Genomic DNA, 13,960 nt, shown 5'->3' with positions numbered 1-13,960 from the left:
AGGCCGTGGACAAAAAGTGGACGGGCTCGGCTGCCGGATGCTCGGCGGGCACCCGGAACGGACAGGTGCGCGCCGTTCGCTGCGAAACCGCGCTGTGATTGACTCGTGCCGTGGATCACGACGAGGCGGACGCCCGGCGCGGTTCCTGGTCCCGCCTGACTTCGACCAGGGTGTTCAGTTCGCCGTGGTTCGAGACGCGTCGCGACACCGCCATCCGCCCGGACGGCTCGACCGGGCTCTACGACCACGTGGTTTCCACCGGATCGGTGACCGTGGTGGCCGTGGACGATGCCGGCCTCGTCGTTGTGACGCGGCAGTGGATCTACACGCACGACGGTGTGCAGTGGCGACTGCCCGCCGGTCGGATCGAGCCCGCCGACCAGGGCGCGGAGCCCGCGGCCCGCCGCGAACTGAAGGAGGAGGCCGGGCTCTCCGCACGGGAGTGGCGACGCCTCGGCGTGATCAACTGCGCCGACTCGTTCACCAACCACCGTGACCACGCCTTCTTCGCCACCGGCCTCACGCAAGGCACGGCGAACCTCGATCCCGGCGAGGCCGACCTGGAGATCCGACGGATCCCCTTCGAGCAAGCCCTGTCACTGGTCGTGCACGGGGAGATGCCGCACGCCGGCAGTGCCTACGCCATCCTCATGGCGCGCACTCTCGGACTCGGTTGATTCGCGTTTCCCGTCGCCGAGCCGCCAGGCACGGGAAACGCACTCCCCGAACACAGCGAGACCGGCCCAACAATGTGACAACTGGCCCACCTGTCATTGCGCAACCGCAAAGCGGCCGGTTTCCGGCGCCTTGTTGCCCTTGAGTTCCGGAGGTGCTGTACTGAAAACCGGGCGATGAAGGCACCGCGGAGGGGATATGACCGGCTCGTTCGGCACCCACATGCGACAGGTTCGCGAACAAGCTGGAATGAGTTTGACCGCGCTCGCCACGAAGATCAATTACAGCAAAAGCTACCTGAGCAAGATCGAAAACGATCTCAAGCCCCCCACCCCCGACATCGCGCGGCGGTGCGACGCCGCATTCGGTACCGTTGGACTGCTCTCGTCGCTTGTCAGGCAGCCCGGTGCCGAGCCCACCACCGAACGCGGGGCAGACGAGACGTGGGCGATGATCGGGGATGCCGGGGGCGAGCCGAGGTTCCACCGCCTGCCGCACGGTCTCGGTGCGCTACCGGGGCTCGATGCCGCGCCGGGCCTTCGGCTGACCGGCCGGGCAGCATACCCCGCCGCGATCGACGAGTCCGTGCTCGAGGGACTGCTGGCGACCTTCGAGCAGTACCGCCGCCTCGGCACGGTAAGTAGCCCGGGCACGGTGCTCGGGCCGGTGATCGCTCAGGTGCTCGCCCTGCGCGCCATGGCCGCGAGCGGCCAACCGGAACCCCTCCGCGAACAGGTACTCCTCCTGGCCTCCCGGGCTGCGGAGTACGTGGGCTGGATGAGCCAGGAAGCCGGTGAAGAGGCGGGCGCCTTGTGGTGGACCCACCGCGCGGCCGCGATCGCCGAGGAAGCCGGCGACCACCACTTCGCCGGCTACGCGCTGGTCCGCCAAGCCGAAATCGCGATGTACCGCCAGGATCCCCTGACCACGATCGACCTGGCGATTCAGGCACAGGCCGTACGCGGCGCCGGAACGCGGATCCGTGGGCTCGCCGCGCGATGTGAAGCACAGGGGCTCGCACTCATCGGCGACGCCAACGGCTACCACCGCGCGCTCGAGCGCGCAACGAACCTGCTGGCTGAGCAGGACTCGCCCACGCCCGGCACACCACACCTGGGCTCCACCAGCGTCGCCGACGAAATCGGACTCAGCCAGGGCTGGTCCCTGTACGACCTCGGACGGCACGCCGAGGCGGCCGAAGTGCTTGACGCCCACGTCATCGGGATCGCAGCGGGCGCGCGTCGCGCGCGGGCACGGTTCGGGGCCAGGCGAGTGCTCGCGCACGCAGCAAGCGGGGAGTTCGAGCGCGCCTGCGCATTGGCGCCGGCCGTGCTCCGAGACGCTCGGTACGTCGACTCCGCGACGATTCGGACCGACCTGCGCGAGCTGGCCAAGGTCGTCGCCCGATGGCACCGTCACCCCGGAGCGCGCGAGCTGCGGCTCGAGCTGAGCGCTCTGCTCCGGCTAAAGCCCGGTTACGTCGCTGAGCGGTGACTTCGGCTACAGCACAGAGCCGAGCCTGTCCTACGCGATACGCAAACGACAGAAGAGCGCCCACTGGGTCAAGGCGGGAAGGCGCGAAGTCAGCTGTCGAGCCACGGAGCGAGCAGTTTCTCCACTTCGGCCCGCGACAGCGCCCGCGGGCCACCGTGGAACTCGTGCGACCGAGCCGCGTCCCGCGCCGTGGTTTACTCCATCTCGTACGCGCCTGACGAGCCACCTCGGTAGCTCGCGCCACAAGCCGCGGCGATCTCCTGGCCACGCGTGTTACGCACCGTGCACGCGCTGCTGCTGCGCCGAACGACCACCGACCGGCCGGCGGGGCGGGCGTTGCTTGCTAAGCTTTTCGCACTGGCCCTGATGCTTGCTGTCGGGCGGACCACGCCAACATCTCCAGCGGCAACGTCGGACTGATCAGCCGCTACGTCCTGGTCGCCGCGGTGACCACCGCAGCGGCGCTCATCCTGACCACTTTGCGCTGTCCACAGTGGTCAAAGTGACACTCGTCGTTACGGTCGTCGCGCTTTCCGTGGTCACCCACGTTCGCAACGGCCTGGCAGGCAACGGCCGGCCCCACCAATGGACCACTCACCGTGCTCACCGTCCACGATGGACGCCTCTACCGGCTCAACCGAGCCACGGAGCTGGGCGCATACATCACGACGACGAAGCTCAGCCTCCCGCAACCAGCTGCACACAGGCGGCGGCGATTCCGTGGCCGCAGGATTCCGCGCGATACGCGCTACTCCGCCGACGTTGGGCGAGCCACAACGCGTGGCCGCCTGTCACCTCCACCCCCTCACCTCTGCGGGCGACTTGGGAAGTCAGCCCGCCGGCGGTGTGCGGGAAAGCCGCTCACGCAGGCGAGCCACCAGTTCCGCCTCCTCGGCCGCGACCAGCCGGTAGTCCCGCACGACGACGTTCCCCCCGACCACCACGTGTTTCGGCCGCCGTCCGGGGGACGCCCACAGGAGGCCCGCCACCGGGTCGTGCACGCCCGCGTCGGTGACGCCGGACACGTCCCACACGCACAAGTCGCCCGCCGACCCGGCACCCAGGTGCCCGAGTTCCGCTCGTCCCAGCCCCGCGGCGGAACCCGCCGTGGCCATCCCGAGCACCGTGCGCGCGGGCAGCTGCGGCCCCACGAGGCCCGAGACCTGCAGGGCCAGCCGGGCGTCGGCGAGCAGGTGCCCGGCGTCGTTGCTGCCTCCGCCGCTCGTGCCGAGGCCGACGACGACGCCCGCCTCGAGCAGCGCGGCGACCGGTGCGACTCCCCACCCCATGGGCACGTCGCACCCCGGCGCGTGCGTGGCGGTCACGCCCGCCTGCGCGAGCAGACGGATCTCCCCCGGCGTCACATCACACAGGTGGGCCACGGTGACGTCCGGCTCCAGCCACCCCCATTCGCCGAGGAGCTCCAATGGCCTGCGCCCGTAGCGCTCGAGGGCGATCGCCGTGTCGACCTGCTCGTTGGCCTGGGTCCGGCGGCGCAGCCCGTGGCGGGCCGCGACCGCGCCGAGGGCCGCGAACGTCTCCCGCGCGTCGGAATGGACCCCGGCGGGGCCGACCGCGATCTGAAGCATGCCGTCCGGCGAGACGCCGCCGGTGTCGGGCACGAGCGCGGTCACGATGGCCTCGGCGGACTCGCCCGCCCACTCCGGATCGTCCCGGGCCGAGCCGCGGACGAAGACGAGCCGGGCGCCGAGGGACCGCACCGCCTCGGCCGTCGCCCGCGCGAGGGCGACGGTGTCCGCGATCGGGGCGCCGTGCGGCCAGTTCAGGTGGTGGTCGGCGATGGTCGTGACGCCGCACAGCAGGCTTTCGGCCGCGCCCACCGCGGCGGCGACGGCGTAGGCCTCCGGGTCGTGGCCCACTCTGCCGTAGGCGGCGGCCATCGCGGGCAGCCACTCGGCCATCGGCACCCCTCGCGTTCCCGGCAGGGTGCGGAACGCGCTCTGCAGCAGGTGGTGGTGGGCGTTCACCAGCCCCGGCGTGACCACGCACCCGGCGGCGTCGAGCACCGTCTCGTGCGGGGAACCGTTGTCGAGAACAAGGTCGCCGGTGTCCTCTGTGGACGGATTGACGAGGATGCGCTCTGCGCTGAGAATCTTGAGCACCAGTCGGTCATCCGTCCTCGGGGAGCTTCTGCTTCACCACGACGAGGTGGAACCGCGATCCGTCGGGCGAACACCAGCGGTGGGCCGTGCCGCCCGGGTAGTACGCGGAGTCCCCCGCGCCGAGCCGGACCGTCCCGTCCTGCTCGAGGTCCAGCAGGAGTGCCCCGCTCACGACGTGGACGAACTCGTCCTCGGGGTGGCGGAAGTAGTCCCCGAACTCGGTGGTCGTCCCGGTCCACTCGATCGGGTCGAACGCCCGCCTGCCGCGCGTGAGCAGCCGGACTTCGCCGTTGGGGAACTGGTTGCGGGCCCCCTCGCCGGCGCGCAGCACGTCGGGTCGCCCGATGTCGGCGTCCGGCAGGTCCGGGGCGCCGGCGGCGATGAGCTCGACCTGGGTCGTGCCGAGGGCCTTCGCGATGCGGTCGAGCGAAACCATGCTCGGCCGGGTGTGCCCGCGCTCCAGCTGACTGAGGAACGGGTGCGAAAGTCCCGTGCGCCCGGCCAGCTGGACGAGCGTGAACCCGCGGGACCGGCGCAGCTCGCGGATGCGCGTGCCGACCCGCTCGGCCTGCTCGTCGACGACACGGGAAGACGCCGGACCGGCTTCCTTCACGGCGACCATCCGGCCTGGTCGCAGGGGCAACACAAAGAACACGGGGATTTACACATCGGAAATCTCGGCTCCGTACCGTCGGCGATGTTGATGTGGTCAACATTTACAGCATCCCCGCGGTTCCGCAACACCCGAGACCGGAGAGACCCATGGCGAACTCGCTGCCCCGCCCGCTCGCCGCGGTGCGCAACGCGAGACTGCCCGACGGGCGCGTCGTGGACCTCTCGTTCGCCTCGGGCGTGGTCAGTGCGATCACCGCCGCGGGCGCCGCCGACGTCCTCGGGCCGACGCTCGACCTGACCGGACGGCTGCTGCTCCCGGCACCGGCCGAGCCGCACGCCCACCTCGACAAGGCCGGGAGCTTCGACGCCATCAACCCGAAACTCGGCGACCTCGGCGCCGCGATCGACGCGTGGCGTGGCCACGCAACGGGAATGAGCGTCGAGTCGATCGCCGAGCGCGCCCGGGCACAGGCCCTCGTAATGCTCGCCGCGGGCACCACCGCGATCCGGTCCCATGTGGACGTTCTCGGTGACGGCGGCGCGGGCATCGAAGACGTCACGCGCGGAGCCCGCGCCCTCGTCCAGGTCCGGGCGGAACTCGAAGGGCTGGTGGACATCCAGCTCGTGGCGCTCGCCGGGCCGCACTGCCCCGACCACCACCTGGAAGCGGTCCTGGACGCGGGCGTCGACCTCGTCGGCGGCGCGCCGCACCTGGCGCCCGATCCCCCGGCGGACCTCGCGCGGCTGCTGGCCATCGCGCAGCGGCGCGGCATCGGCGCCGACCTGCACGCCGACGAGAACCTGTTCGGCCCGGTCACCCTCGACGCCTACGCCCGCGCGGTGCGCGACTGGCCGGGCGACCGCCCGCGCACGGCGGGCCACTGCGTGCGGCTCGGCACCCTGGAAGCCGCGCGCCGGGACGCGATCATCGCGGACGTCAAGGCCGCGGACGTCGGCATCGTCACGCTGCCCATCACGAACCTCTACCTCCAGGGCTGGCAACACCCCGTCTCGACGCCGCGCGGTCTCGCGCCGCTGCGCGAGCTGCTCGACGCGGGCGTCCGCCTCGGCGCCGGCGCGGACAACGTGCGCGATCCGTTCAACCCGGTGGGGCGCGGCGACGCCCTCGAAACCGCGTCGCTGCTCGTGACCGCGGGCCACCTTTCGCCGGAGGAGGCCTACGGGCTCGTGAGCACCGGGGCGCGATCCGTCATGGGACTGCCCGCCGCCGGACCGTCGGTCGGCGCCCAGGCCGACTTCCTGGCCATCGGGGCCGTGAACCTCGTCGACGCGATCGCCACCGCACCCGCCGACCGGGTCGTCATCCACCGCGGGCGCGTCGTCGCGGTCACCGAGACCCGGCGCGAACTCCCGGCCCTGTCCGCCACCGCTTCCTGAACGGAGCTGCCATGTCCACCACGACCCTCCGCTCGACCCTGCTGGACTTCCGCGACGTCGACCTCGTCTTCCCCGACGGGACGGCAGCGCTCGGCGGCGTCGACCTCACGGTGGACCGCGGCGAATTCGTCTCGATCGTGGGGCCGAGCGGCTGCGGCAAGTCGACGCTGCTGCGCATCGCGTCGGGCCTCGAAACGGCTTCGGGTGGCACCACCGACGTGAGCACGAGCCGCATCGGCTACGTCTTCCAGGACGCGACGCTCCTGCCGTGGCGATCGGTGCAGGGCAACGTCGAACTCCTCGCCGAGCTCAACCGGGCAGCCAAGGCGGACCGGGCCGCCAAGGCCGCCGCCGCGATCGGTCTCGTCGGCCTCGGCGGCTTCGAGAAGCACCTTCCGAAACAGCTCTCGGGCGGCATGAAGATGCGCGTCTCCCTCGCGCGCTCGCTCACCCTCGACCCCGAACTGTTCCTGTTCGACGAGCCGTTCGGAGCGCTCGACGAGATCACCCGCGAGCGCCTCAACGACGAACTCCTGCGGCTGTTCGCCGAGCAGCGCTTCGCGGGGCTGTTCGTGACGCACTCGGTCTCCGAGGCCGTCTACCTCTCGACCAAGGTCGTAGTCATGTCCGGCCGGCCGGGTTCCATCGTCGCGCGGTTCGACGTGCCGTTCCCGATGCCGCGGGATCCCGACATCCGCTTCACCCCAGAGTTCGCCGAGCTCGTCGGCGACGTCTCGCACGCGCTCAGGAAGGGGCACAGCTGATGCCGACGCTCCAGGAAACCGTGGCCCGCCGCACCACCGCGGCACGCTCCGGCCTGCAGCCCCGGCGCATCCGGAAACCGGCGTCGTGGTGGCAGCCCGTCGTGGCCTTCGGCGTCTTCGTCGGCCTGTGGTACGCGGCGGCGGCGTACTACGACCAGGTGGTCGATTCGCCCTACCTGGTGCCGTACCCGCACCTCGTGCTGACGGCGATCGTCAACGACACGCGCCCCGACGGCGCCCCGACCGGGTTCAACGCGGAACTGTGGACCGCACTCGGCCGCACGACGGTCGTCTCGCTCGTCGGGCTGGCCGCCGCCATCGTCCTCGGGGTGCTGTGGGCCACCGTCATGGCCCAGGCCAAGGGCCTCGAGAAGGCCCTGTACCCGTACGCCGTCGTGCTCCAGTGCGTGCCGATCCTCGCGCTCGTGCCGCTCATCGGGGCGCTGTTCGGCTACGCCTTCCTCTCCCGCGTGATCGTCACCGTGATGATCGCGCTGTTCCCCATGGTTTCGAACACACTCTTCGGCCTGCATTCCGCGGACCGCGCCCAACGCGAGCTCTTCGCGCTCCAAGGCGCCGGCCGGCTGACCCGCCTGGTCAAGCTGCAGATCCCGGCCGCGCTCCCCTCGATCTTCGTCGGCCTCCGCACGTCGGCGGGCCTGTCCGTGATCGGCGCGATCGTGGGCGACCAGTTCTTCCAGCGCGGCGATCCCGGCCTGGGCGTCCTCATCCAGGTCACGGCGTCGCGGCTGATGGGGCCCGAGCTGTACGCGACGATCATCATCGCCTCGCTGTACGGCATCGCCGTCTTCCTCGCCTTCGGGCTCGTCGGCCGGCTCGCGGTCGGCCGCTGGTTCGACTTCACCTGATTTCCCCGCCCCTCCCCCGGAACGGAAGCCCGATGCGCACTCGACCCCGCTCTGCCGCCGTCATCCTGTCCGTCGCCACGCTCGCCGCCGCCCTCGCCGCCTGCGGCGGGAGCGGCTCGGCCGACGCCGGCGCGGCGCCCGCGGCACCCACCGCGACCGGACCCGCCGTCGACCTCGCCGGCGTGTGCCCGGCCACCGTCGTCGTCCAGACCGACTGGAACCCCGAGGCCGACCACGGGCACCTCTACCAGCTGCTCGGCCCCAACCCCTCGATCGACGCCAGCCAGAAGTCCGTGACGGGCGACCTCTACGCCAACGGCCGGCCGACCGGCGTCAAGCTGCAGGTCCGCGCCGGCGGGCCGGCGATCGGCTTCTCCAAGGTCTCGGCCCAGATGAACCAGGACAAGTCGATCACCCTCGGCTACGTCTCCACCGACGAGGCCGTCCAGTTCTCCGGGGACATGCCGACCACCGCCGTGTTCGCCGAGAACGACAAGTCGCCGATGATGATCATGTGGGACCCGAAGACCTACCCGGACGTCACCACGATCAAGGAGCTCGGCGGCAAGCTGCAGGCGAACGGCGGCGTCGTCCGGTACTTCAACGGCGCCGCCTACATGTCCTACCTCACCGAAGCGAGCTACCTGCCCGCCGGCATCCTCGACGGCAGCTACGACGGCGCCCCGGCGAAGTTCGTGACCGCGAAGGGCAAGGACGCGCAGCAGGGCTTCGCGACCGCCGAACCGTACGTCTACGAGAACGAAGTCGCCGCCTGGGGCAAGCCGCTCAAGTTCCAGCTCGTCGCGGACACCGGCTGGTCCCCGTACCCCGAGACGATGTCCGTCCGCACCGCCGACCTGGCGTCGCTCTCGCCGTGCCTCAAGAAGCTCGTGCCCGTCATGCAGCAGGCCGACGTCGACTTCATCAAGAACCCGGCGGCGACCAACGACCTGATCGTCAAGCTGGTGCAGGCCTACAACAACGGCTGGACCTACGACGCCGCGGTGGGCAAGGCCGCCGTCGCGCAGATGAAGGACCTCAAGATCGCGACCGACGCCGGCCACGGGCACGTCGGCGCGATGGACGAAACCCGCGTCTCCGGCCTCATCAAGACGGCGGCGCCGATCTTCGGCAAGGCCGGCGGGCACGTCAAGGACGGGCTCACCGCGGCCGACCTCGTCACGAACCAGTTCCTCGACCCGAAGATCGGCTTCGGCTGGTGAACAGGAGCGCCATGACCAGCACTGAGACCATCGAGGCGCTGCGGGCCGAACTCGCCGCCCTGCTCGGCGAGCGCGGCGTGAGCACCGACCCCAAGACCCGCGAGCGCGCCTCGGTCGACGAGGCCACGATGAGCCCCATCCTCTCCGAGCAGCTCCCGCTCGGCCTCGCGGACCTCGTGGCCCATCCGGCGAACGCGGAGGAGATCGCGGCGGTCGTGGCCGCCGCGACCCGCCACCGCGTTCCGGTCACCGCACGCGGCAAGGGCACCGGCAACTACGGGCAGGGCATCCCGCTGCGGGGCGGCCTGGTCCTCGACACGACGCGGGCCCGCGCCGTCGTCGAAGTGGGCGACGGCGTCATCACGGCCGAAGCCGGCGCCTCCATGGCGCTCCTGGAACGGACGGCCGCCGCGAGCGGCCAGCAGCTCTGGATGTACCCGTCGACCGCACAGTCCACTGTGGGCGGTTTCCTGTCCGGGGGTTCGAGCGGCACGGGGACGATCGCCCACGGCTCGAACTGGGAGGGCTTCGTCGTCGCGCTCGACGTCGCCCTTCCGGGTCCCGAGCCGGTCCTCGCGCACGTGGAGGGCGAAGACGCGCGGACCTTCGTGCACACCTACGGCACCGCGGGGGTGATCGCCCGCGCGACGGTCCGGCTCGAACCGGCCCAGGACTGGCGGGCCGTCTACGCGAGCTTCCCCACCTTCGAGGAGGCGCTCGGCGCGGTGCGGACGCTCCGCGCGCTCGACCCGCTGCCCCGGCTCGTGAGCGCGGACCGGGCCACGGTGGCGGAACGGCTCCCCGCGGACCCCGCGATCCCCGCCGGGCGCGCGAGCCTGCGCGCGATCATCGACGCGGTGGCACTCGAGGAGGCGTCTTCGCTCATCTCCGCTGCCGGCGGCGTGGTCGAAGACGTGCGCGAAGGGACCCAGCAGACGATCAAGGTGTCGACGCTCTCCTACAACCACCCCATCTGGTGGCTCAAGAAGAACAGCCCCGGCCGGGAGTACTTCCACGTCGAAGTCGGCGGCGAGGCCCTGATCGACCGCATCCACGAGGTCGAGGCCGTGTACCCGGGCGGCATGCTGCACATCGAGGCCGGGCACCGCTTCCCCATCGGGATGCTCACCGCGGAGTACACGGGCGCGGCCGACGTCTACGCGGGGTACGCGAAGCTCGTCGAACTCGGCGTGCGGGTCCACAGCCCGCACCAGTTCTACGTCGACCACGGGGTCGAAGAGCTCCTCGCGCTCAAGCAGCGCACCGACCCGGACGGGCTGCTCAACCCCGGCCACCTCGGCGTGCCCGAGCTCGCCGTCACGCTGCCGGCGCAGGCCAAGATATGAACCGCGCCCTCACCGAACTCGCGGGCCCGTCACTGGCGGACCGGATCGGCCGGGACTCGATCGTCGTCCTCCCCACGGGCGCGATCGAGCACCACGGGCCGCACCTGCCGCTCAGCACCGACGCCCTGCTCGCATCGGCGGTCGCGGACGCGGCCGTCGAGCGCGCGGTCGCCGGAGGCCTCGACGTCTGGCAGCTCCCGACACTCACGTACACGAAATCGGACGAGCACAGCTGGGCACCCGGAACGGTCTGGCTCGACGCCGAGACCCTGTTCCGCACGGTCGTCGAAATCGGGCGCGCGGTGCAGCTCATGGGAGCCGGGACACTCGTGTTCGTCAACGGGCACGGGGGCAACGTCGCGCTCCTGCAGGTGGCGCTGCGGGAAATCCGCAAGCGCTTCGGGCTCAGGACGTTCCTCATGCCTTCGCTCGCCCGCACGGACCCACCGGAGGGCGAAGGCCTCGACGAGCAAGACCTCGGCATCCACGGCGGCGCCGCGGAGACCTCGCTGGTCCTGCACCTGCGCCCCGACCTGGTGGACCTCACCCGGGCCGAGCGCTGGGTGCCGGAACACCTGGCGGACTTCCGCCACATCGGCTTCAACGGCCGGCCGGTGAGCTTCGGCTGGCTGTCGGACGACTTCGGCACCCCGGGGGTCGTCGGGGATCCGACGCAGGCGACCCCCGCTTACGGCAAGGTGCTGTGGGAAGCGTCGGTGCAGCAGGCGGTCGAGTCCCTGTTCGAGATCGCCCGCTTCGAGCACAACCCTCATTCCAGCGGGACGTAGTCACCGCCCTTCCGGGCAGCCGCCAGATCGGCGTGCGCGGAAGCGCGGGTCATTCCTCGCCCTTGGACCACGCGGACGTAGGAACCGTCCAGCGGGAAGACGAGCACGAACTTCGTCCCGTCGTTCCCGCGCAGCACGGCTCCCCGCCGCAGGCCGTCGAGGAATTCGACGATGTCCCGTTCGATTTCCTCGGCGAATTCGCGCTGGTCGTCCCGCGAGAGGTCGTACAGATCGGTGTCGATGTCGTAGGTGGCGCGCTTGCCGGTCACCGGGTCACGCGCCTCGAACTCCAGGCCGAGCCAGCGTCGCGGCTCCACCGTCACGACGGCCTGCCAGGTCGATCCGCTCAGCCGCCACCGCGACAGGGCACCGATCTGGTCGGTGACCTCCACCGTCCACCCGGCGGTCGCCCGCAGTTCGGCGAGGAACTCGAGGAGCTGGTGCCCCGCCTCGGAGGTCATGTGCTCACCACGTACATGAACGTCACTACTTCCTCCTACGGCTTCGACACCGTGATCAATACCGCAACATGAGGTCGCATTTCTATGCGACATCGCGGTGATCAAGGATCCACCACGCTGTTGTCCGTCCAACCCTGTGCCCACCCAAAACGCGGCCTCTTGAACCGCAAGATCAGACTCAGAGGCATACCCGGCAACTCGCGCGCCTCTGGCACACCGGACCGCGATGATGCCCAGTGCGACGGCATGAGCGACAGACCTCGAGGACGGGGCACCCGTTCGGCACGCGAGACACGTCGAGTGCTGCAGAACGCTGGAGCCGTGTGCAGGCGTCATACTGCCAAGGTGAGATCGGTATGGCCGGCGAACGTCGCGGCCAAGGTATTCGCGGGCGTCTGACCGTCTATGCACGCGGCAAGGCACTCGCCAGTGGCCTGGGCGAAGCCGTTCTCGACCGCGCACTCGCCGACTCTCGGTGGCTGCGTGACCGCATCCGCGAAGTCGACGGCGGCTCCACCCGCCGCGCAACTCAATGGGGTGTGCTCGCCTTCGAACGAGCCGACCTGCACATCTCGTGGGCCGTCACGGCCAATGGCCCGACAGCACGAGCGCTCGAGAAGGAGATACTCTCCGCACTCGCCGAACACGCCCTCTGGAATCGACTCAGGTGACCGACGAGGAACCGCATAGCTGCCGAGCTTGCCTACGAACCCGTGATCCCATTCACCCGGCCAAGCCAACTACCGTGGTAGACGTCGCCGAGGACCGCACACGGCAGGACCACCGAGGTCAGCGGTCGAGCCAGGGAGCGAGCAGCTTCTCCAGATCGGCATCCGAAAGCGCCCGCGGGCCGCCGTGGAACTCGTGCCAGCGAGCGGCGTCGCACGCCGCGTTGTACTCCACCTCGAACGCGCGCATCAGCACGTACATGAACGTCACCGAGCTGAACCGCTCACCCAGCAACGTCCGCGCCTCACGAGCCACCTCGGTCGCTCCGGCACAGTCGACCAGCTTCAACGATTCCGCAGCCGGGTCGAGCAGGCTGGGGGCATACATCACGACAATTTCTCCATAACCGAAACGAAAAACTCAGCCTTCAGCGGCCAGCTGACCACAAGCCGCGGCGATCTCCTGGCCTCGCGTGTCACGCACCGTGCACGCTACTCCGCCCGCGTTCACCAGCCGCACGAACTCCCGCTCCACCGGCTTCGGCGACGCATCCCACTTCGACCCCGGCGTCGGGTTCAGCGGAATCACGTTCACGTGCACCAGCTGGCCCAGGTGCTGCCGCAACCGGCGAGCCAGCAGCTCCGCCCGCCACGGCTGGTCGTTGATGTCCCGGATCAACGCGTACTCGATCGACACCCGGCGGCCGGAAGTATCGGCGTAATACCGAGCAGCCGACAGCACCTCGTCCACCGACCACCGGTTGTTCACCGGCACCAGCGTGTCCCGCAGCTCATCGTCCGGCGTGTGCAGCGAAACAGCCAGCCGTACCTGCATCTTCTCGTCCGCCAGCTTCCGGATCGCCGGGGCCAGGCCCACCGTCGACACCGTCACCGACCGCTGCCCGATCCCCAGCCCGCCCGGAGCCGGGTCGGTGATCCGCCGCACCGCCGCCACCACGCGCTTGTAGTTGGCCAGCGGCTCGCCCATGCCCATGAACACGATGTTGGACAGCCGGCCGGGACCGCCCGGCATCGTGCCGTCGCGCATGACCGCCGCCGCCGAGCGGACCTGGTCGACGATCTCCGCCGTCGACAGGTTGCGGTCGAGGCCGCCCTGGCCGGTCGCGCAGAACGGGCACGCCATGCCGCAGCCCGCCTGGCTCGAGATGCACAGCGTCGCTCGGTCCGGGTAGCGCATCAGGACGCTCTCCAGGAGCGTGCCGTCGTGCGCCCGCCACAGCGTCTTGCGGGTCGCGCCGTCGTCGGCCGCCAGTGCGCGGACCTCGGTCAGCAGCGTCGGCATCAGGTCCGAGACCAGCCGCTGGCGCGAAGCCGCCGGGATGTCCGTCATCTCCTCGGGGTCTACCGTCAGGCGGGAGAAGTAGTGGTTCGACAGCTGCTTCGCGCGGAACGGCTTCTCCCCCAGCTCGGCGACGGCGGCCGCGCGCTCGGACACCGAGAGGTCGGCGAGGTGGCGCGGCGGCAGGCCGCGCTTGGGCGCGTCGAAGACAAGGGGAAGGGCAGTCATAACCAGAC

The 13,960-nt window shown here is 70.5% G+C and carries 14 protein-coding genes; 9 read left to right on the top strand and 5 right to left on the bottom strand.

All coding sequences use genetic code 11. The features are described from left to right. Window positions 1–110 precede the first annotated feature (110 nt). Together ABZX11_RS04165 and ABZX11_RS04160 are read left to right on the top strand one after the other, a co-directional pair. Complete coding sequence (locus ABZX11_RS04165; RefSeq protein ID WP_354909689.1) at window positions 111–677, top strand: NUDIX hydrolase; 567 nt, start codon at window positions 111–113, stop codon at window positions 675–677. 196 nt (window positions 678–873) lie between these two features. Then, window positions 874–2,169, top strand: coding sequence for a helix-turn-helix transcriptional regulator (locus ABZX11_RS04160; protein ID WP_354909686.1), 1,296 nt, complete (start codon window positions 874–876; stop codon window positions 2,167–2,169). An 830-nt stretch (window positions 2,170–2,999) separates the two neighbouring features. On the opposite strand, the gene ABZX11_RS04155 is transcribed toward ABZX11_RS04160, so the two are convergent. Together ABZX11_RS04155 and ABZX11_RS04150 are read right to left on the bottom strand one after the other, a co-directional pair. Beyond that, entirely contained in the window at window positions 3,000–4,292 is a 1,293-nt protein-coding gene (locus ABZX11_RS04155; protein ID WP_354909683.1) for an amidohydrolase family protein, read from the bottom strand. 7 nt (window positions 4,293–4,299) lie between these two features. Next, the gene (locus ABZX11_RS04150; protein ID WP_254896911.1) at window positions 4,300–4,914 is read right to left on the bottom strand and encodes an XRE family transcriptional regulator; all 615 of its coding nucleotides are present in this window, start codon (window positions 4,912–4,914) and stop codon (window positions 4,300–4,302) included. A gap of 140 nt (window positions 4,915–5,054) precedes the next feature. Here ABZX11_RS04150 and ABZX11_RS04145 point away from each other — a divergent pair, with 140 nt between their 5' ends. From ABZX11_RS04145 to ABZX11_RS04120, 6 genes are read left to right on the top strand one after another with little or no spacing between them, the layout of a single operon-like run. Then, the gene (locus ABZX11_RS04145) at window positions 5,055–6,305 is read left to right on the top strand and encodes an amidohydrolase family protein (RefSeq protein ID WP_354909680.1); all 1,251 of its coding nucleotides are present in this window, start codon (window positions 5,055–5,057) and stop codon (window positions 6,303–6,305) included. Window positions 6,306–6,316: 11 nt separating this feature from the next. Continuing rightward, window positions 6,317–7,069: an ABC transporter ATP-binding protein gene (locus ABZX11_RS04140; protein ID WP_176172145.1), complete on the top strand. Its 753-nt coding sequence runs from the start codon at window positions 6,317–6,319 to the stop codon at window positions 7,067–7,069. Next, window positions 7,069–7,938 (top strand): ABC transporter permease, encoded by an 870-nt coding sequence (locus ABZX11_RS04135; RefSeq protein ID WP_354909678.1) that lies wholly within the window; start codon window positions 7,069–7,071, stop codon window positions 7,936–7,938. The genes ABZX11_RS04140 and ABZX11_RS04135 overlap by 1 nt, the downstream gene beginning before the upstream one ends. Window positions 7,939–7,970: 32 nt before the next feature. After that, window positions 7,971–9,161: an ABC transporter substrate-binding protein gene (locus ABZX11_RS04130; RefSeq protein ID WP_354909675.1), complete on the top strand. Its 1,191-nt coding sequence runs from the start codon at window positions 7,971–7,973 to the stop codon at window positions 9,159–9,161. Between the two features lie 11 nt (window positions 9,162–9,172). Continuing rightward, window positions 9,173–10,507, top strand: coding sequence for an FAD-binding oxidoreductase (locus tag ABZX11_RS04125; protein WP_354909673.1), 1,335 nt, complete (start codon window positions 9,173–9,175; stop codon window positions 10,505–10,507). Further along, the gene (locus ABZX11_RS04120; protein ID WP_176172149.1) at window positions 10,504–11,295 is read left to right on the top strand and encodes a creatininase family protein; all 792 of its coding nucleotides are present in this window, start codon (window positions 10,504–10,506) and stop codon (window positions 11,293–11,295) included. Before ABZX11_RS04125 ends, ABZX11_RS04120 begins: the two co-directional genes overlap by 4 nt. Here the strand turns inward: ABZX11_RS04120 and ABZX11_RS04115 are convergent. Continuing rightward, window positions 11,277–11,756, bottom strand: a complete 480-nt coding sequence (locus ABZX11_RS04115; RefSeq protein WP_354909671.1) for a hypothetical protein — start codon at window positions 11,754–11,756, stop codon at window positions 11,277–11,279. The two genes, ABZX11_RS04120 and ABZX11_RS04115, sit on opposite strands and share 19 nt — an antisense overlap. A gap of 356 nt (window positions 11,757–12,112) precedes the next feature. On the opposite strand from ABZX11_RS04115, the gene ABZX11_RS04110 reads away from it, so the two are divergent. Further along, a complete protein-coding gene (locus tag ABZX11_RS04110; protein ID WP_354909668.1) occupies window positions 12,113–12,427 on the top strand; it encodes a hypothetical protein in 315 nt (104 codons plus the stop codon). 118 nt (window positions 12,428–12,545) lie between these two features. On the opposite strand, the gene ABZX11_RS04105 is transcribed toward ABZX11_RS04110, so the two are convergent. Together ABZX11_RS04105 and rlmN are read right to left on the bottom strand one after the other, a co-directional pair. After that, window positions 12,546–12,812 carry a hypothetical protein gene (locus tag ABZX11_RS04105; protein ID WP_176177864.1) on the bottom strand — a complete coding sequence of 89 codons (267 nt, stop codon included), beginning with the start codon at window positions 12,810–12,812 and terminating at the stop codon, window positions 12,546–12,548. A gap of 33 nt (window positions 12,813–12,845) precedes the next feature. Continuing rightward, a complete protein-coding gene (gene rlmN, locus ABZX11_RS04100; protein WP_176172150.1) occupies window positions 12,846–13,952 on the bottom strand; it encodes a 23S rRNA (adenine(2503)-C(2))-methyltransferase RlmN in 1,107 nt (368 codons plus the stop codon). Between the last annotated feature and the right edge of the window lie 8 nt (window positions 13,953–13,960).

This window comes from Amycolatopsis sp. NPDC004169 (assembly GCF_040610315.1).
Taxonomy (GTDB): Bacteria; Actinomycetota; Actinomycetes; order Mycobacteriales; family Pseudonocardiaceae; genus Amycolatopsis.
The sequence above is the reverse complement of the archived record's forward strand: the minus strand, read 5'-3'. Positions and strand labels throughout refer to the sequence as shown.